Consider the following 17,341-nt stretch of genomic DNA (forward strand, 5'->3'; position numbering starts at 1 on the left):
GATTTTATGCCCCCTTTCTCCACGCCTTATTTAGAAGAGGATATCCTAAAGCTTCTCTACTTTTTAAATAGTTTTCAGCAGCTTTTGATGCTAATTTTCTAATCCGTGATATATATTGTGTTCTTTGTACCACACTTATAGCACCTCTTGCATCTAATAAATTAAATGTATGAGAACATTTCAAAACGTAATCATAAGCAGGAAAAGTTAATCCACTTTCTAACAATCTTTCTGCCTCTTTCTCATATTCATTAAATAATAATCTTAATCTCTCAACATCAGCTAATTCAAAATTATATTTACAATGCTCTATTTCCCCCTGCAGGTGTACATCTCCATAAGTTACATTGTCTTGCCATTTTATATCTTTGAAATCATCAACTCCCTGTATATACATAGCAATTCTTTCAAGACCATAGGTTATTTCAGCAGATATAGGAAACAAATCAAATCCCCCACACTGCTGAAAATATGTAAATTGAGTAATCTCCATTCCATCTAACCAAACTTCCCAACCTATCCCCCATGCTCCTAAGGTAGGAGATTCCCAATTATCTTCAACAAACCTTATGTCATGCTTTTCTATATCAATACCTAAATATCTTAAACTTTCAATATAGATTTCTTGAACATCATCTGGAGAAGGCTTAAGGATTACTTGATACTGATAATAATGTTGAAGACGATTTGGATTTTCTCCATACCTACCATCAGTAGGTCTTCTCGAGGGCTCTACATATGCAACATACCAAGGTTCTGGACCTAATACTCTAAAAAAAGTAGCAGGATTCATAGTACCAGCACCAACTTCTATATCATACGGTTGTTGAATTATACACCCTTGTTTATGCCAAAACTCATCAAGTTTATAAATAATCTCTTGAAAAAGCATTTTTTCTATACCTCCTGTTCTATCCTTTTTGTCAAAATAGGCATTAATTTTTTTATTTCTTCAAAGCGTGTAATAATATTAGATCCAATTATATAATTAAAATCATAAGTTAAAATCTCATTATATTTGTTTATAATCTCTAAATCTATTTCTATATCCAAATTATTACAACCTACACAATAAACTTTATAATCTTCGATATTCAATAACAATTTTTCATCGCTATTAAATTTTCTTCCACACTTTTCACAGTTAGTTGGGAGGAAAGGTAAAAGTCCAAGTTTTTGCCAAAGTTTAATTAAGAAGATATCCCCTGAAGTAGTAGCATTATTCTTTTTTATTTCCTTTAAAAAATTATATAATAGATCAAAAACTTCCTTATCTTTTACCCCCTCAGGAAGAAATTTCTCAGCCCTTTTTATATAAGTAGTAGCATATATAAAGGTATCTACATCCTTTTTTATATTAGCAAATCTTTCTATTACCTCCCAATTTATAAGAAGATCTAATTCCTTCCTTTTCACAAAATATCCTTTTCCAAGAGTAATAACCTCAACCTTTCCTCTTAGGCGATTTTTTATTTTTAAAGCACCTGGAGCCTTCACCCAATACTTTCCTTTCTCTTTTCCGTAAAAAAGTAAAACCAAATCTCCATCTCCTATTTTCCTTCTATCTATAATTAACCCTTCTTCATAATAATATCTACTCTCTAAGTTCATTTATTATAGCTATCCCATTAGATGTACCTATTCTATCAGCACCTGATTCTATCATTTGTAGAGCTTGTTCTAAAGTTCTTATACCTCCTGCTGCCTTAACCTTTAACTCTTTTCCTGCAATTTTCTTAAGAAGCAACACATCTTCTAATGTAGCTCCTGAGGGGCCAAAACCTGTAGATGTTTTTACAAAATGAGCTTTTTCTTCTTTTATTATATTTGTAACATAAATTTTCTCTTCATTTGTTAGATAACATGTCTCAATAATAACTTTTACTACTTTTCCTTGTGAAGCCTCTAAAACTTTTCTTATATCTTCCCTAAGTACTTTTTCATTTCTATCTTTTATAGCAGAAATATTAATTACCATATCAAACTCTTCTGCACCTTTTCTTAAAAGATCATCAACCTGAAAAGCTTTTGATGAAGAAGAGTTTAGACCATGAGGAAAGTCTATGACTGTACAAACTTTTATATTAGAGTCTTTTAAAATACTATATGCTAAGGGGACAAAATAAGGTTGAATACATACAGAAGCAAAACTATATTTTAATGCCTCTTTACAAAAATCAGTCACATCCTTTGAAGAGGCATTAGGTCTTAGTAAGGTATGATCTATCATTTTTGCTAAAGTCTTTTTATCCATATAATTTCTCCCTAATATTAAATATATCCAAGCTCTCTCAAAATTTCGGGTTTCTTCCTCCATTTTTCTCTAACTTTCACCCAAAGATCCAAATACACTTGTTTTTTAAAATATTCTTCCAACTCCATTCTTGCAAGAGTACCTATTTTCTTCAACATCTGACCATTTCTTCCAATTAAGATAGCCTTCTGAGTAGGTCTTTCAACTATAATAGTTGAACGAATATAAATAAGTTGTCCATTTTTTCGTTCATCAATTTCATCTACATATACTGCAACCGAATGAGGTACTTCTTGATGAGTAAGATGAATGATCTTTTCTCTTATTATTTCTGAAATCCAGAATTTATCTGTTTGATCAGTTAACATATCTGGAGGATATAAAAATTCACCTTCTGGAGATAATTCCTTTAGTTTTTCTAAAAGTAAATCTTTATTAGTACCATATAGAGCTGATATTTCAATTATATTATTTGGATCTACTCCTAAGGAGATAATCTTATTTTTTCTTTCTTCCAAAATTTTCGTTGATACAGCATCAATCTTATTGAGTAATACTAAACAGGGTTTTTTTTGCCCTTTTACAAAATGAAGAAGGGTTTTATTATCTTCATCAAGTTCTAAGGTTGCATCAATTACATATAATACAATATCAGAGTCTTCAATAGTCTGTTTAATAGTTTTTTGCATATACTCCCCAAGTAAATGTTTTGGAGGAAACCATCCAGGAGTATCTAAAAAAATAAATTGTGCGTCTTCTAAAGTCAAAACTCCTAATATCCTTTGCCTTGTTGTTTGAGGTTTGTCAGCTACTATAGAAACTTTTTCTCCTACTAAAAGATTCAATAGGGTGGATTTACCAGCATTGGGCTTACCTATAATACTTACATAAGCAAGTTTAGTATTGCCCATTATTTTTCCTCCAATTTAAAACTGTGAGGTAATAACTCTTCTACTTTATATCTATAAAATCTTTCTTCTTTAGAATTATACAATAATACTTCCATCTTAGGAGAAAATTCCATCATAACCTGTCTACAAGCCCCACAAGGTGGTACTCCATCTCCATCTTTACCAACAATCACAATTTTCAAAAATTCTTCCTCACCCTCACTAACTGCTTTAAAAATAGCAACCCGTTCAGCACAAATAGTTAGACCATAAGAAGCATTTTCTATGTTTACTCCAGTATATATCTTTCCACTCTTAGTTAACAAAACAGCTCCTACAGGAAAGTTAGAATAAGGAGAATAGGAAAATTTCAAAGCATCTCTTGCAATTTCAAGAAGGTCTTTATCTTCCATTATTTAGCTTTCTCCTTTATTATAGTTTCTATGAACCCTTTAAAAAGGGGATGAGGATTAAGAGGTCTTGATTTGTATTCAGGATGAAATTGGGTAGCCACAAACCATGGATGATCTATAAGCTCAATCATCTCAACCAATCTTCCATCAGGAGAAGTACCCACTACTTTAAGACCGTTTTTCTCAAAAAGATCTCTATATTTATTATTAAATTCGTATCTATGTCTATGTCTTTCATAAACAATCTCTTGCTGATAATACTTATAAGCTAAGGAAGATTTATCAATTACGCAAGGATAAGCTCCAAGTCTCATAGTTCCACCCTTATCTTGAATATTTTTTTGTTCAGACATAAGATCTATTACTGGATCTTTAGTATTTTCATCAAACTCACTACTGTTTGCATCCTTTAACCCAATACTTCTTGCAAATTCTATAACTGCACATTGAAGTCCTAAACATAAACCCAAGAAAGGAATCTTATTTATTCTTGCCCATCTAATTCCTTCTATCATTCCCTCAACACCTCTTGCTCCAAATCCTCCAGGTACCAAAAGCCCTTCAGTACCCTCTAAGATTTCATTTACATTTAGTGAATTTACCTTCTCACTTTCTATCCATCTTATATTTAATTTTACCCCATAAAATCTCGCTGCATGATTAAGGGCTTGTACTACACTTAAATAAGCATCTGGTAATGTTACATACTTACCTAAAATTGTTACATTTATTTCTCTCTGAAGTTTTTTATTTACCATTTCAGACCAATCTCTTAAGTCACTCTCTCTTTTCTCCAACCCCAAAATATTACATACCAAATCTCCTAATCCTTCTTCTTCAAAATAAAGAGGTATAGCATAGATATCATTTACATCCACCCCACTTATTACTGCTTCAGGCTCTACATCTGTAAATAAGGCAATCTTTTCCCTAATACTCTTTGGTAATTTATCCTTTGCTCTACAAAGGATTATATCCGGCTGAATTCCTATACTTCTTAATTCTTTAACACTATGCTGGGTAGGTTTAGTTTTTAATTCTCCTGTAGGAAATAAAGATGGGACAAGAGTAACATGAAGATAAATAACATTATCTTTACCTACATCTTTTCTAAATTGCCTTGCAGCCTCTAAGAAAGGTAAGCCTTCAATATCACCTACTGTACCTCCTATCTCCACAAGAACTACATCAGCTTGGGTTTCGTTTGCTACTAGTTTAATGCTTTCTTTTATTTCTTCTGTAATATGAGGAATTATTTGTACAGTTGAACCCAAGTATTTTCCCTCTCTTTCTTTTTTTATCACTCTTGAATATATCTTGCCTGTCGTAACATTATTTAGAGCAGACAAATTTACATCCAAAAATCTTTCATAATGACCCAAATCAAGATCCGTTTCTGCACCATCCTCAGTTACAAAAACTTCTCCATGTTGATATGGATTCATAGTACCAGCATCCACATTTATATATGGATCGAACTTCAGTGCTGTTACTTTATAACCCCTACTTTTTAAGATACGTCCCAAAGATGCCGTTGTAAGACCTTTTCCTAAGGATGATATAACTCCGCCAGTTATAAAAATGAATTTTGTATCCTTCATTTCTCCTCTTCTCCCTCATCCTTCTTAGTTTTTTTAATAATTTTTACTCTCTCAATTCTTTGTCTTCTTACACTCTCTATTTTAATAACTACATCCCCTAAATCAATCTCTTCACCTTTTGATGGCACTCGCCCTAAAATATCCAAAATGAGCCCCCCTAAGGTATCATATTCTGTTTCTGGCAATCTTATACCCCAAGACTCCTCTAATACATCATTAAGTTCATAAATATTCATCTTAGCATCCACTAATAATGTGTGATCATCTATAAAAGAGAATTTAGTTTCTTCTTTATCATACTCATCTTCTATCTCTCCTACAATCTCCTCTAAAAGGTCCTCTAAGGTTACCAAACCTGCGGTACCACCATACTCATCTACTACTATAGCCATATGTGCCTTTCGCCTTCTCATCTCATTAAAAAGCTCATTAATCTTCATATTCTCAGGTACATATATTACTTCTCTTATAAGATCTTTTAAGCCAATATTTTGATCCTTTTCGGCAAGAGCTTTCAAAATATCTTTAGCATGTACAATACCTATAATATTATCAATACTTCCTTCATATACGGGTAACCTTGAATGACCTTCTTCAATTATTTTTTTCCATGCCTCTTTTAAGGAAGCATCAGAGCTTATACATACCATATCTATTCTTGGCACCATAACTTCATGTACTTCTGTATCTGTAAACTCAAGGACATTATTAATTAATTCCTTTTCTTCTTTTTCTATTATTCCCTCTTTCTCACCTACATTTACCAAGGTTAAAAATTCATCTATAGTAGCAAAGGGTGAAATCTTTTCTTGGCTTCCACCAATTATTTTATAAAAAAGACTACTAAAAGTCAGTACAAAGTTGGTAATAGGAAGCATTATTAAATATATGGGATAATATAAATAGATTACAGATAGAGCATACCTCTCTTTATATCTTAATCCTAAAGATTTAGGGATCACTTCTCCAAAAATTACTATAAAGAAGGTAGAAAGACCTGTAGCAATAGCTATACCAAAATTTTGAGTTATACTTAGAGCTATTCTTGTAGCAATCGAAGAAATCAAGATATTCACAAGATTATTAGCAATAAGAATCGTACCTAAGAGCTTCTGAGAATTTTCCATCAATTTCATCAACCGTTTTGCTCTTTTATCACCATTCTCTGCTAAATGGTGAAGTCGAATCTTAGGTGATGAGAGAAGCGATGTCTCTAAAGCAGAAAGAAAACCAGAAATAAATAACAAAATTAATATCGTAAAATATTCCAGCTTTTCCTCACACCCCTTTTATTGAAGTCTAAAGATTTTTATATATTTTATAAATATTAAAATACCTGAAATAAAAGCCAAAAGCGACAATATAAAAACAGCTGATGCTGACAAGTCCTTAACTATTTTTATCTGAGGAGAATAACTATTATTTATAAAGTCCATAGCCTTTTCTATAGCTGTATTCATATACTCAGCACTTATAACAACTCCAATCCATAATAACACAACAAGTATATCATTTAAGCTAAAATGAAAACAAAGCATAAAGAGAATTAATATACCTGTAATTAATATCTGAATTTTAATGTTTCTTTCGTATTTAATACCAAATACAAGACCATCTATTGCTTTAGTGAAACTTTCCCTAAGACTTCTATTTTTCATTTTTTCCATAGACTTATTAATTTTAAGGTTTCTCTTTCCATTTCTTCAAAATCTTTTTCTTCTTCATGATCATAACCAAGAATATGTAAAGTGCCATGAAGACTTAAAAAAGCTATTTCATCTAATAAATCTTTATTATTTTCTATTGCCTGTTTTGTAGCAGTATCATAAGAGATATATATTTCACCAATAAGTCTACCCTTGGGATCTTTTCCTAAGGAAAATGACAAAACATCTGTGGGTATGTCTTTCCCTCTATATTTACTATTTAGCTCTTTAATCTTATCATCATCAACTATAACAATAGATAAATCATATTTATTAGGTAAAAATCCCTTTTTCTTAAAAACCTCTTTAATAAAGTCTTTTACTTTATCAAGTTCCTTCTTATTAATTTTATTCTTCAAATCAAATACATTTACACTCATTTAATTTTTTTCTCCCATTTTTCATAAGCTTTAATTATCTCTTTCACGATATCATGTCTAACCACATCTTCTTCCGTGAGTTCCACAAAAGCAATACCTTTTATTCCTTGCAAAATATTCCAAGCATGTATAAGACCAGACATTTTATTAGTATCAAGATCTGTTTGAGTAACATCACCTGCAACAACCATTTTACTCCCAAAACCAAATCTTGTTAAAAACATTTTCATCTGCATTGGAGTTGTATTTTGTGCCTCATCTAGAAGAACAAAAGAATCTTTGAAGGTCCGCCCTCTCATATATGCTAATGGAACTATCTCTATCATATTTCTCTCTATATATTTTAAAAGCCTTTCTAGTCCTAAAAGTTCTTCTAAAAAATCATATAACGGCCTAACATATGGATCTACTTTTTGTTGTATATCCCCAGGGAGAAAACCAAGCTTCTCACCTGCTTCAACTACTGGTCTTGTCAATACTATCTTCTTTACTATATTATTCCTCAAAAAAGAAATACCCATAGCTATAGCCAAAAAGCTCTTACCTGTTCCTGCGGGCCCTTTTGCAATAACAATTTCATTTTTTTCTATAGCTTCCACATATTTTTTCTGCCCCGGGGTTAATACTTTTACTATTTTTTTGTCAAAAATTAGAAGTTTACTTCCATCAGTAGGCCCTTTCATAGAAAAACTATTTATCTGGTCCAATAAATACTGCTCAACCCTTTTTATAACTTCAGGAGATCCATTCATTGTAATCCTATCCTCTAATATTTTTATTTCTATGTTTTCTTCTATAACCTCTATTTCTTTTAACTTTTTAGCAATATTTTCCTTATATGCTTGTAATTCTTTTGGTATTATTATCTCTGTTTTAATTATAGTCCTTTCCATATATCACTTACTTTTTCTTCTTTGATTGAGCTTTTTTTCTATTCCTTTTTTCACTAGGTTTTTCATAATATTCATGTCTACGTATATCTGACAATACTCCATCTTCTTGTAACTTTTTCTTAAATCTTTTTAAAGCACTATCCAAGCTTTCATCTTTTCCTACTCTTACTTCTGTCACATTCTTCCCTCCTTTCTTATCTTATTTTTAACTCATCTTTCAATAATTTTGCATAAACTTTACTCTTTTCCTCATCTATATCTTCTAATATTACTTTTACATAATTACCTTCTTCCAAATAGTATGGACCTTCAAACTCCACCTTTATATAATTATCAGTAGTACCCCTGTATATATTACTCTCTTTCTCTTCTATCATAACCTCGATTTCTTTACCTATAAAAGATGATACATATTCTTCCCATAATAAATTACTCAGATCTAACAATTTCCTTTTTCTCTCTTCTATTATCTTAGGAGGAAGAGGGGTAAGCTTTCCAGCAAGAGTAAAAGGGCGAGGAGAAAAAGGAAAAACATGTATTTTCATAAACCTAATTTTTTTAGCAAATTCTAAGGTTTGTTTAAAATGTTCATCGGTTTCCTCAGGATATCCAACTATTATATCTGTAGTAATTGCAATATCAGGCACTTTTTCCCTTAACTTATTGACAAGATCAGAAAAATATTTGGTATCATATTTCCTATTCATCTTTCTAAGGATCTCATCAGATCCACTTTGAAGAGGTATATGCCAATGCCTACAAAGCTTAGGATGAGAAGCAATAGAAATCAATTTATCAGATATATCCATTGGTTCCAAAGAACTTAGTCTTACTTTGTAAAGTCCTTCTATTTCAAATATATCAGTAAGAAGCTTTACTAAAGCATTTTTATCTCCTAAATCATGCCCATATGCACCTAATCTTATTCCTGTTAATACTATCTCTTTATGGCCACGAGCTACCAATTCTTCAACTTCCCTGATTACATAATCCAAACTTTTACTTCTTTCTCTACCACGAAGATAAGGAACTATACAATAACTACAAAATTGATTGCAACCATCTTGTATTTTAAGAATAGCTCTTGCTCTATCCTCAGATACCAAGAATACAGAATCTTCATTACCCCCGAAAAATTCCCACTTTTTTTTATTATCCAACAAAAAATCTACCTTCAATTCTTCTGGTAAAAGTTTAATCCTTTCTGAGTAACAACCAGCAAGTACAATTCTAGTATTTTTATAATGGTTTCTTATGTAATTAATGAGTCTTCTTGCTTTTCTCTCTGCTACATGAGTTACAGCACAACTATTAATAAAGAAAAGATCAGGTTCGTCATTTAAAGATACTACATCCCATCCCTCTTTTATAGCTAAATATTTAAGCTTCTCTGTTTCATACTGATTTACTTTACATCCGAAAGTATAAAAAGCAACTTTTCTACTCAAGGTATTATAGTAAACCTAAGCCTCCTTTCTCATAGAGAAGGAGAGCAGAAGAAACAATAGCAGCAGTGTCCACTTTTAATATTCTTGGTCCCATATTAAAAAATTTTCCCCCAAAATTTCTCATCATCTCTATCTCTTCTTCACTAAAGCTTCCTTCTGGACCTATAAAAAGAAAAACTTTATCTTTAACTCCATTTTCAAACACTTTTTTTAAGTCCTCTTTAGCCCCTTCCCATGCTACCAATATATCTGCCTTTTCTTCTTTAGCCAACCTAAGACATTCTTCCAAATTCAATACGTTAAAAAGATTTGGTACAAAATTCCTTCCACACTGTTTAACTGTTTCTCTTATTATTTTATTCCACCTAACATACTTTTTCTCAAATTCCTCTTTTGTTAAGTTTACAATACTTCTTTGGGTTTGTAAAGGAATAAAAGCAAAAACTCCTAACTCGGTACATTTTTCCAAAATTAGCTCCCACTTATCTTTCTTTGGTAAACTTTGACAAAGATAAATATTTACCTTGCTTTCTTTGTCTCCAATCTCAGAAACAATTTTGCAAGTTATTTCTTTGTCATTTACTTTTTCAACTAATGTTAGATACAATTTAGAATCATAATTTACCTGTAGTTGATCTCCCTTTTCTATTCTCAACACCTTAGAAATATGGTAAACATCATTTTTATCATCAATTATCAAATAGTCTGGAGGTTTCAGTTTTGAGGCAAAGAAAGTTGGAGACATAAATAATATTAATCTCCTAAAAGTTGGGTTAACCTTTCTGATAAAGTTTTACCTATAAGTTCTACAAAGGCTAAAGATCTTTCATATTTCATTCTCTTTGGACCTATCATACCAATAGACCCTATAGTATTTTCTCCTAAAGAATATACAGTTGTAATAATACTACAATCGATTAGTTCAGGAATACTAATCTCTCCTCCAATAAGTATTGTTAAACCCTTTCTAAGATAGGAAGTAAAAAGCAAAGAGGAGATAGTTTTTTCCTCCTCTAAGACATCTAATAAGGTTTTTACTTTATTTATATTCTGAAACTCTAAATACTGTAATATCTTTGAAACACCAGCTACAATTACGCCCTCTTCCCTTTCTGTATATAATAAGTCTTGTAAAATATCTAAAACTCCAGTTTTTATTTCTATCGGCATTTTAAAATCTAGTTTTTCCTTAGATAATGTCCAATAAATCTCCTGAAGCTCCTTATTTTCAAACCTTGTATTAAGTTTCACCCTCAAATCATTAAATTCCTCTTCAGACATAGAGTTAGACAATCTTACTATCTTTTCCTTAACAACACCTGTAGAAGTAGTAACAATTATAACAACAGCATCTTCTTTCAAGTCTATAAACTCAATCTTTTTCAAAGTAGTTTTATCAAGTTGGGGGAATAGAACCACACCAATAAATGCAGTTCTCTCAGAAATTAACTCAGCAACTCTTCTAAGAAGCCCTTCCCAATTAATTGAAGAAAAAATTATACTATTAGCTACCTCTATGTCCTCATTATATAATTCGTAATTATCTAAAAGAAAATCCACATAGAAACGATAACCTCTATCAGATGGAATCCTACCAGCCGAAGTATGAGGTTGTATTAGATAACCTTCTTCCTCTAAATCTGCCATCTCATTTCTAATAGTAGCAGGACTCCATCCCAGTAAATATTTTTTAGCTAATATTCTTGAACTTACCGGCTGAGCAGACTCTATATAATCCTTTACTGTAATTTTTAGTATGATCTTTTTTCTATCGTCTAACAACCTTAGCACTCTCCCTTTAAGACTGCTAATTTTTCCTTTAACATAATAGCACTAATTTTAATTTTATGTCAAGTTTTAAAAAAAGATTAAAGGGTTTAATTTGTTATTATTTTTCATTACCTTTATGCACTCCTTTATATGGTTGATAGGGAACTGGTATATACTGAACAGAAGGTCTTGTTCCTGGATTTTGAGGATAAAGGTTCATAAGGGCATATATCTCTTTCGGTAATCCTACCTTAACAGGTAAACCTAATTTTATGGCCTCCTCAACAGTTATAGGATAATCATGAGTCCATGTACCTGTAGCAAGGATCTCTGCAAGTTCTTTAGCTTTTTCTTCTGACATTTTGTCTTTTAACAGTTCATAAACCGATTCTTTTACTTGTTTAATAGCCTTTTCTGCCACATCTCCTAATATAAGAGTTTTATCCTCAACCTTATCTGCACCTTTTCTATTTATTGCATTTAATATGGAAGCTGCAGGATATTCACCAAGTTGTGGATCTACTGGACCAAGAACCGCATTTTCATCCATAATGATCTCGTCTGCTGACAAAGCTATAAATGTACCACCAGACATAGCATAATGGGGAACAAAAACTGTTACTTTCCCCTTATGATTTTTCAAAGCATGAGCTATTTGTTCTGCTGCAAGTACAAGTCCACCAGGAGTATGTAAAATAAGATCAATAGGCATATCTTCCGGTGTCAATCTTATTGCTCTTAAAACTTCTTCTGAATCCTCAATATTTATATACCTTGCTATGGGAATACCAAAAAGATTCATTGTTTCTTGTCTGTGAATCAGGGTTATAACTCTTGATCCTCTTTTTCTCTCTATAAGCTGTATTAACCTAAATCTTTCAGCCTCAATAACCCTTTGTCTTACTATGGGAGACAAACTACTTAATATAAAGACTATCCAAAATATATCCCAAAAACCCATAAAATCACCTCCTATTTAAAAATAATAGTAATACCAATATCTTTTTCTAAAATATTTAGAAATCATAAACCCAAAAACAAAGCCACCTATATGAGCCCACCATGCTATTCCACCGCTTAAGTCTAAAAATATCAATGAGAAAAAACCAGAAAATAATTGCAAAATAAACCATAAACCCAAATAAATAAAGGCAGGAACATAAATAAAATCAATAAAAAAACCCCAAAAAGCTATAGTTAAAATTCTTGCCCCTGGATAGAATCTGATATAAGCTCCTAAGACTCCCGCTATAGCACCACTTGCTCCAATAGCAGGTATATATGGATTTACACTAAATAGGACTTGGACTAAACCAGCAACAATTCCAGAAAAAAGATAAAAAAGTAAATATCTAAAATGTCCCATAGCATCTTCCACATTATCCCCAAATATATAAAGATATATCATGTTACCAATAATATGAGACCATCCCCCATGAAGAAACATGGATGTAAAAAGAGATAAAATCGCAGAGGATAACAAATTTGGATTATAGAAACGATAAGGCAAAATACCAAACTTAAAGAAGATATTTTCCCTAATATATGATGGTAATGTAATTTCCCATAAAAAAACGGCTATATTAATAAATATAAGTAAGGTATTAACAAAAGGATATTTTTTTGAAGGAATATCATCTCTTAGAGGGATCATTCTATTAACCTTCTTAATAATATATTTTATAGTATAGCTATTGCTTCTATCTCAATTTTTGCACCACGAGGTAATGCTGATACTTGTATAGTGGATCTTGCTGGAGGTTTTTCTGGAAAATAGTCTTTATAAACTTCATTCATTAGAGAAAACTCAGATAAGTCTATCATGAATACTGTAGTTTTCACCACATTTGCTAAACTTGCTCCTACAGCCTCTAAAATACCTTTTATATTCTCTAATACCCTTTTAGTTTGCTCCTTTATATCTCCATCCACCATATTTCCAGAAGAAGGATCAATAGGAATTTGTCCTGATATAAAGATTAAGTTTCCTACCTTTACAGCTTGAGAGTAGGGACCAATAGCAGAAGGAGCTTTTGAAGTTGATATAATCTCCTTCATAAATTAACCTCCTTTAATTAAAATTGGAAAAAACTCTTTTAATTTTTTAAATGCTATAGTTCTATGACTTATCTCATTCTTTTCCTGTTCTTTCAATTCTCCAAAAGTTTTCCCGAGGGGAGGATAATAAAAAATTGGATCATAACCAAATCCAGAATCTCCCCTTATTTCATAAGCTATATAACCTTCCACAACTCCTCCTGTCACTATTTTTATATCATTTTTATGATCATAGTATACTACTTTACAAATAAACCTTGCTGTCCTTTTTTCCCAAGGCACATCTCTTAATTTTTCAAGTATAATATTCATTCTTTCCTTATAACTTAAATCCTCTTCAAACCTTGAGGAGTAAACTCCCAATATACCCTTTAACATATTTATCTCTAATCCAGAATCTTCACCTATAGCTGGTAGATTTAATTTTTCAGAAATAAATTTTGCTTTTAGAAAAGCATTTTCTTCGTAAGTTTTTCCTATTTCTTCCGGTAAAGATATCTCTATAAATTCATCCAAGGTTTTTAAATAATCTTTATATTCTTTTAAAATCTCATAAATTTCTTTTATTTTTCCTTTATTTTTGGTAGCTAATACTATATACCTCATAATAAACCTAATGTCTTTTTTTGGATTTCTATTAGTTTTAGAATACCCTGTTTAGCCAAACTTAACATCTGTTCTAATTGTTCATGAGTAAAAGGTACCTTTTCAGCAGTCCCCTGGATCTCAACAAATCTTCCACTCTCTGTCATTACAACGTTGAGATCAACCTCTGCCCTCATATCCTCGTTTGATGAAAGATCCAACAAAATCTCACCATCTACAATTCCAACACTTATAGCAGCAACAAACTCCTTTATAGGTATCTCCTTTATAAGTCCTTCCCTTCTTAATTTTTCTAATGCATCGTATAAAGCAACAAAAGCTCCAGTAATTGCAGCTGTCCTTGTTCCCCCATCAGCCTGAATAACATCAGCATCAATCCAGAGAGTTCTTTCACCTAACTTAGAAAAATCTATAACAGCTCTCAAAGAACGTCCTATCAGTCTTTGTATCTCTTGAGATCTTCCGTTTATTGCCCCTTTTACTATATCTCTTACTTTTCTTTCTGGTGTAGATCCAGGAAGCATTCCGTATTCTGCAGTAAGCCATCCTTGGTTAGTTCCTTTCAAAAATGGTGGTACTTTATCCTCCATGGATACAGTACATATTACTCTAGTTTCGCCCATCTCAATAAGAACTGAACCAAGAGGATATTTTAAATATCTCCTTGTAATTTTAACTGGCCTAAGATCTGTGTTTGATCTTTTATCAATCCTGATCATTGTCACCTTCCTCTTTCTTTAAGTTTATTAACCATTTTATCATACTCCTCTTTATTCACAAAACCTACAAGCAAGTATTCTTGTCCTTCTGAAAAAATAAGTTCTGGATATAAATAAAATTCCTTTATCTCTTTAGTATTCTTAACATGAAGTCTTGGCCCTGTACAATGTATTACTTTGTCTCCTATTTTAATATGTTGTTTATCCCAATAAGAAACTTCTAAACTCATATCAATATATTCTTTAACTTTTTCTTCTATTCCTTTGATATCTATATTAGGTTTTTCTTTTAACTTAATAACAAATCCATGTTTGATATCACTATGCCCTTCAATATATCGATATAAGCCATATTCTTCTAACACCATACCTGTTAAGTCCTCAGCAGTATGAGCTTGTAATCTATATGTCAAAGAAGGAAATACTATATTTACTATTTCCTGAGGTAAAGGACCAAATACATTAGGTCTCGTTACTATAACTTCCTCTCCAATCCCTATCAAAAGATCTGCGTTTCTTTTTAAATAAGGATAAATAAGTTCAAAATGCTCACAAACAACTTTTTTTTCATTTTCCAAGGCTTTTAGAATAGATTCTGCCAATATATATATGGGATAGAAAGCTAATTCAAACCTAACATCCACATGATAAATAAAATCATAAAACATACTTCTTTGAAAATCTTCTATTATAGGCGCTGGACGTCTATATATACCTTCATCATCATTAGTTAAACTTAACCCTGGAAACAATCCTCTTATAAGTAAGGATTTTCCTGAACCAGAATCTCCAATTACTCCAATAAGTTTATCATCAGAAAGTAAAAAATTCTGAGAAATTACAGATCCAAGAAGCATAAGTCTTGCTTCTCCACGAGGGGCATAATAAATAGCTTCCTTTAGAAGCACTTTTGTATGAATCATTTTTTATTATTTCCAAAAAGAATTACCCTCAGAATCTATGGCAACCATAGCAGGAAAATCTTCTACCTCAAGATAATAGATAGCTTCTGGTCCTAATTCATGAAAAGCAAAAACTTCCATTTTCTTTATCTTATCTCCCAAATAGGCTCCTGCACCCCCTACTGTTACAAGATAAACTCCCTTATACTTTTTAAAATACATTTCTGTTTCTTTATCTCTTTTCCCTTTTCCTATAAAACCGACTATTCCTTGAGAAAGTAGCCATGGCACAAAAGGATCCATTCTTTTACTTGTTGTAGGGCCAGCTGATCCTGAAGCTTTTCCAGGAGGTGCGGGTGATGGCCCCATATGATAAATAAGACTATTTTTTAGTTCTAAAGGTATATCTTTCCTTTCTTTTATTAGATCAACAAGAAGTTTACATGCTTGGTCTCGAGCAGAATATATAGGACCATCTAATAATAACCATTCACCTACTTTTAAAGATTTAAGTTCATTTATCTCATTTGGAAGATTAATCTTTTTAAATTTCATATTTCAAACCACCCATGTCTTATAGCAGAACATTGCATATTTATGGCCAAAGTAAAACCAGCAATGTGAACAGGAAATACCTCAATATGTACTCCTAATGCAGTAGTCTTACCCCCTAAACCTCCTGGACCTATATTTAACTCATTAATCTCCTTTAACAATTTTTCCTCCATTTTGGCCCAATACGGATCATTATTCTTTTCTTTCAGAGGTCTTAAAGTAGCTTTTTTGGACAATAAAGCAGCCTTTTCTAAAGTTCCTCCTATACCTATTCCAACAAGTAATGGAGGACATGCATTTGGACCATGGTTTTTTACATGATTGACTATCTCACTAATAAGCTCATCCTCAGTTATTGTTGGTATAAGGCTTTTAACAATGCTGGCATTTTCACTCCCAAAACCTTTTATCAATATATAAAACCTTAATTTATCCCCAGTTTTTATTTCGTAATGCACTATTGCAGGTGTATTATCTTGTGTATTTATCCTTTTAAGAGGGTCTTTAACTACAGAAGGCCTAAGATAATTTTTTTTATAAACCTCTGATACAGCCCTATTTATGAGATCGTTAAGATTTCCTTTTATACATACCTTATCTCCTATTTCTACAAAGGCAATCACCATCCCACAATCCTGACATATAGGAATTCTTTTTTCTTTTGCTATCTTTGCATTCTTAATAAGTATATCAAGAACAATTCTTGCATTCTCATTATTTTCAATATTATATGCCTCTAAAAGTGCATCTTCCACATCCTTAGGTAATTCAAAGTTAGCTTTTGTTATGACATGGACTAATTTATTATAAATTATGTCTCCCTCTATAACTCTAAACATCTATTTTCACCTCAAGTAAAGGAGCATGTTGCTGAGCCCCATAAACATCTGAATCTCCGGGACTTCCTGATGGAACTTTTCTTTTAATATTTGCTTTAACTGCACATACAGGATCAAAGTAAATAACCGAAATTACATCTGATCCTTTGAGCCCATACAAGTTTGCCCAAAAATTTTTTGAAAAATAGTCCATATTTTTAAGTTTTTCATATACTTCCTTTTCCTTAAAGATTATATCGATAGTTAAAATAAAAGGACCACTATTTTTTGTTCTTATAACTTTTGCTAATTCCACCATACTCCTCAT

General features: G+C 31.7%; 23 protein-coding genes. All 23 read right to left on the reverse strand.

Going from position 1 to position 17,341, the window contains the following annotated elements:
- Positions 1-4 precede the first annotated feature (4 nt).
- Positions 5-892 (reverse strand): glycine--tRNA ligase subunit alpha, encoded by an 888-nt coding sequence (glyQ, locus tag ACY3JM_RS07025; RefSeq protein ID WP_463081914.1) that lies wholly within the window; start codon positions 890-892, stop codon positions 5-7.
- 5 nt (positions 893-897) lie between these two features.
- Entirely contained in the window at positions 898-1,611 is a 714-nt protein-coding gene (gene recO / locus ACY3JM_RS07030) for a DNA repair protein RecO (protein ID WP_463081913.1), read from the reverse strand.
- Positions 1,595-2,254, reverse strand: coding sequence for a deoxyribose-phosphate aldolase (gene deoC / locus ACY3JM_RS07035; protein ID WP_463111194.1), 660 nt, complete (start codon positions 2,252-2,254; stop codon positions 1,595-1,597). Before deoC ends, recO begins: the two co-directional genes overlap by 17 nt.
- A 17-nt stretch (positions 2,255-2,271) precedes the next feature.
- Complete coding sequence (gene era / locus ACY3JM_RS07040; protein ID WP_463111195.1) at positions 2,272-3,165, reverse strand: GTPase Era; 894 nt, start codon at positions 3,163-3,165, stop codon at positions 2,272-2,274.
- Positions 3,165-3,557, reverse strand: coding sequence for a cytidine deaminase (gene cdd / locus ACY3JM_RS07045; RefSeq protein ID WP_463111196.1), 393 nt, complete (start codon positions 3,555-3,557; stop codon positions 3,165-3,167). Before cdd ends, era begins: the two co-directional genes overlap by 1 nt.
- Positions 3,557-5,158, reverse strand: a complete 1,602-nt coding sequence (locus ACY3JM_RS07050; protein ID WP_463081909.1) for a CTP synthase — start codon at positions 5,156-5,158, stop codon at positions 3,557-3,559. The genes cdd and ACY3JM_RS07050 overlap by 1 nt, the downstream gene beginning before the upstream one ends.
- Entirely contained in the window at positions 5,155-6,405 is a 1,251-nt protein-coding gene (locus ACY3JM_RS07055; protein WP_463111197.1) for a hemolysin family protein, read from the reverse strand. Before ACY3JM_RS07055 ends, ACY3JM_RS07050 begins: the two co-directional genes overlap by 4 nt.
- Positions 6,406-6,447: 42 nt before the next feature.
- Complete coding sequence (locus ACY3JM_RS07060; RefSeq protein ID WP_463081907.1) at positions 6,448-6,825, reverse strand: diacylglycerol kinase; 378 nt, start codon at positions 6,823-6,825, stop codon at positions 6,448-6,450.
- The gene (gene ybeY / locus ACY3JM_RS07065) at positions 6,813-7,244 is read right to left on the reverse strand and encodes an rRNA maturation RNase YbeY (RefSeq protein WP_463081906.1); all 432 of its coding nucleotides are present in this window, start codon (positions 7,242-7,244) and stop codon (positions 6,813-6,815) included. Before ybeY ends, ACY3JM_RS07060 begins: the two co-directional genes overlap by 13 nt.
- Positions 7,241-8,137 (reverse strand): PhoH family protein, encoded by an 897-nt coding sequence (locus ACY3JM_RS07070; RefSeq protein WP_463081905.1) that lies wholly within the window; start codon positions 8,135-8,137, stop codon positions 7,241-7,243. Before ACY3JM_RS07070 ends, ybeY begins: the two co-directional genes overlap by 4 nt.
- 7 nt (positions 8,138-8,144) lie before the next feature.
- Positions 8,145-8,315, reverse strand: a complete 171-nt coding sequence (rpsU, locus tag ACY3JM_RS07075) for a 30S ribosomal protein S21 (RefSeq protein ID WP_148807442.1) — start codon at positions 8,313-8,315, stop codon at positions 8,145-8,147.
- Positions 8,316-8,331: 16 nt separating this feature from the next.
- On the reverse strand, positions 8,332-9,585 hold the full coding sequence (locus ACY3JM_RS07080) for a MiaB/RimO family radical SAM methylthiotransferase (RefSeq protein ID WP_463081904.1): 1,254 nt from the start codon (positions 9,583-9,585) through the stop codon (positions 8,332-8,334).
- A 4-nt stretch (positions 9,586-9,589) separates the two neighbouring features.
- Entirely contained in the window at positions 9,590-10,330 is a 741-nt protein-coding gene (locus ACY3JM_RS07085; protein WP_463081903.1) for an RsmE family RNA methyltransferase, read from the reverse strand.
- Positions 10,331-10,338: 8 nt separating this feature from the next.
- Positions 10,339-11,376 carry a heat-inducible transcriptional repressor HrcA gene (gene hrcA / locus ACY3JM_RS07090; protein ID WP_463081902.1) on the reverse strand — a complete coding sequence of 346 codons (1,038 nt, stop codon included), beginning with the start codon at positions 11,374-11,376 and terminating at the stop codon, positions 10,339-10,341.
- Positions 11,377-11,473: 97 nt separating this feature from the next.
- Positions 11,474-12,316, reverse strand: coding sequence for an SDH family Clp fold serine proteinase (locus ACY3JM_RS07095; protein ID WP_463081901.1), 843 nt, complete (start codon positions 12,314-12,316; stop codon positions 11,474-11,476).
- 15 nt (positions 12,317-12,331) lie between these two features.
- Entirely contained in the window at positions 12,332-13,009 is a 678-nt protein-coding gene (locus ACY3JM_RS07100; RefSeq protein WP_463081900.1) for a rhomboid family intramembrane serine protease, read from the reverse strand.
- A 26-nt stretch (positions 13,010-13,035) separates the two neighbouring features.
- Positions 13,036-13,413: a RidA family protein gene (locus ACY3JM_RS07105; RefSeq protein ID WP_463081899.1), complete on the reverse strand. Its 378-nt coding sequence runs from the start codon at positions 13,411-13,413 to the stop codon at positions 13,036-13,038.
- Positions 13,414-13,416: 3 nt separating this feature from the next.
- Positions 13,417-14,019 (reverse strand): RdgB/HAM1 family non-canonical purine NTP pyrophosphatase, encoded by a 603-nt coding sequence (rdgB, locus tag ACY3JM_RS07110; protein WP_463091377.1) that lies wholly within the window; start codon positions 14,017-14,019, stop codon positions 13,417-13,419.
- Positions 14,016-14,738 carry a ribonuclease PH gene (gene rph, locus ACY3JM_RS07115; RefSeq protein WP_463081897.1) on the reverse strand — a complete coding sequence of 241 codons (723 nt, stop codon included), beginning with the start codon at positions 14,736-14,738 and terminating at the stop codon, positions 14,016-14,018. The genes rdgB and rph overlap by 4 nt, the downstream gene beginning before the upstream one ends.
- Positions 14,739-14,740: 2 nt before the next feature.
- The gene (locus ACY3JM_RS07120) at positions 14,741-15,661 is read right to left on the reverse strand and encodes an alanine-tRNA synthetase second additional domain-containing protein (RefSeq protein WP_463081896.1); all 921 of its coding nucleotides are present in this window, start codon (positions 15,659-15,661) and stop codon (positions 14,741-14,743) included.
- Between the two features lie 6 nt (positions 15,662-15,667).
- Positions 15,668-16,195 carry a FumA C-terminus/TtdB family hydratase beta subunit gene (locus ACY3JM_RS07125; RefSeq protein ID WP_463081895.1) on the reverse strand — a complete coding sequence of 176 codons (528 nt, stop codon included), beginning with the start codon at positions 16,193-16,195 and terminating at the stop codon, positions 15,668-15,670.
- On the reverse strand, positions 16,192-17,034 hold the full coding sequence (locus ACY3JM_RS07130) for a fumarate hydratase (RefSeq protein ID WP_463081894.1): 843 nt from the start codon (positions 17,032-17,034) through the stop codon (positions 16,192-16,194). Before ACY3JM_RS07130 ends, ACY3JM_RS07125 begins: the two co-directional genes overlap by 4 nt.
- Positions 17,027-17,341 (reverse strand): DUF4387 domain-containing protein, encoded by a 315-nt coding sequence (locus ACY3JM_RS07135; protein WP_463081893.1) that lies wholly within the window; start codon positions 17,339-17,341, stop codon positions 17,027-17,029. The genes ACY3JM_RS07130 and ACY3JM_RS07135 overlap by 8 nt, the downstream gene beginning before the upstream one ends.

This window comes from Dictyoglomus sp. SSW (assembly GCF_055181335.1).

Bases quoted from the DNA above. Each gene is read 5' to 3' on its own strand.
- glyQ (WP_463081914.1), bottom strand. From the start codon at position 892: ATGCTTTTTCAAGAGATTATTTATAAACTTGATGAGTTTTGGCATAAA.
- recO (WP_463081913.1), bottom strand. From the start codon at position 1,611: ATGAACTTAGAGAGTAGATATTATTATGAAGAAGGGTTAATTATAGAT.
- deoC (WP_463111194.1), bottom strand. From the start codon at position 2,254: ATGGATAAAAAGACTTTAGCAAAAATGATAGATCATACCTTACTAAGA.
- era (WP_463111195.1), bottom strand. From the start codon at position 3,165: ATGGGCAATACTAAACTTGCTTATGTAAGTATTATAGGTAAGCCCAAT.
- cdd (WP_463111196.1), bottom strand. From the start codon at position 3,557: ATGGAAGATAAAGACCTTCTTGAAATTGCAAGAGATGCTTTGAAATTT.
- ACY3JM_RS07050 (WP_463081909.1), bottom strand. From the start codon at position 5,158: ATGAAGGATACAAAATTCATTTTTATAACTGGCGGAGTTATATCATCC.
- ACY3JM_RS07060 (WP_463081907.1), bottom strand. From the start codon at position 6,825: ATGGAAAAAATGAAAAATAGAAGTCTTAGGGAAAGTTTCACTAAAGCA.
- ybeY (WP_463081906.1), bottom strand. From the start codon at position 7,244: ATGAGTGTAAATGTATTTGATTTGAAGAATAAAATTAATAAGAAGGAA.
- ACY3JM_RS07070 (WP_463081905.1), bottom strand. From the start codon at position 8,137: ATGGAAAGGACTATAATTAAAACAGAGATAATAATACCAAAAGAATTA.
- ACY3JM_RS07085 (WP_463081903.1), bottom strand. From the start codon at position 10,330: ATGTCTCCAACTTTCTTTGCCTCAAAACTGAAACCTCCAGACTATTTG.
- ACY3JM_RS07095 (WP_463081901.1), bottom strand. From the start codon at position 12,316: ATGGGTTTTTGGGATATATTTTGGATAGTCTTTATATTAAGTAGTTTG.
- ACY3JM_RS07100 (WP_463081900.1), bottom strand. From the start codon at position 13,009: ATGATCCCTCTAAGAGATGATATTCCTTCAAAAAAATATCCTTTTGTT.
- ACY3JM_RS07105 (WP_463081899.1), bottom strand. From the start codon at position 13,413: ATGAAGGAGATTATATCAACTTCAAAAGCTCCTTCTGCTATTGGTCCC.
- rdgB (WP_463091377.1), bottom strand. From the start codon at position 14,019: ATGAGGTATATAGTATTAGCTACCAAAAATAAAGGAAAAATAAAAGAA.
- rph (WP_463081897.1), bottom strand. From the start codon at position 14,738: ATGATCAGGATTGATAAAAGATCAAACACAGATCTTAGGCCAGTTAAA.
- ACY3JM_RS07120 (WP_463081896.1), bottom strand. From the start codon at position 15,661: ATGATTCATACAAAAGTGCTTCTAAAGGAAGCTATTTATTATGCCCCT.
- ACY3JM_RS07125 (WP_463081895.1), bottom strand. From the start codon at position 16,195: ATGAAATTTAAAAAGATTAATCTTCCAAATGAGATAAATGAACTTAAA.
- ACY3JM_RS07130 (WP_463081894.1), bottom strand. From the start codon at position 17,034: ATGTTTAGAGTTATAGAGGGAGACATAATTTATAATAAATTAGTCCAT.
- ACY3JM_RS07135 (WP_463081893.1), bottom strand. From the start codon at position 17,341: ATGAGGAGTATGGTGGAATTAGCAAAAGTTATAAGAACAAAAAATAGT.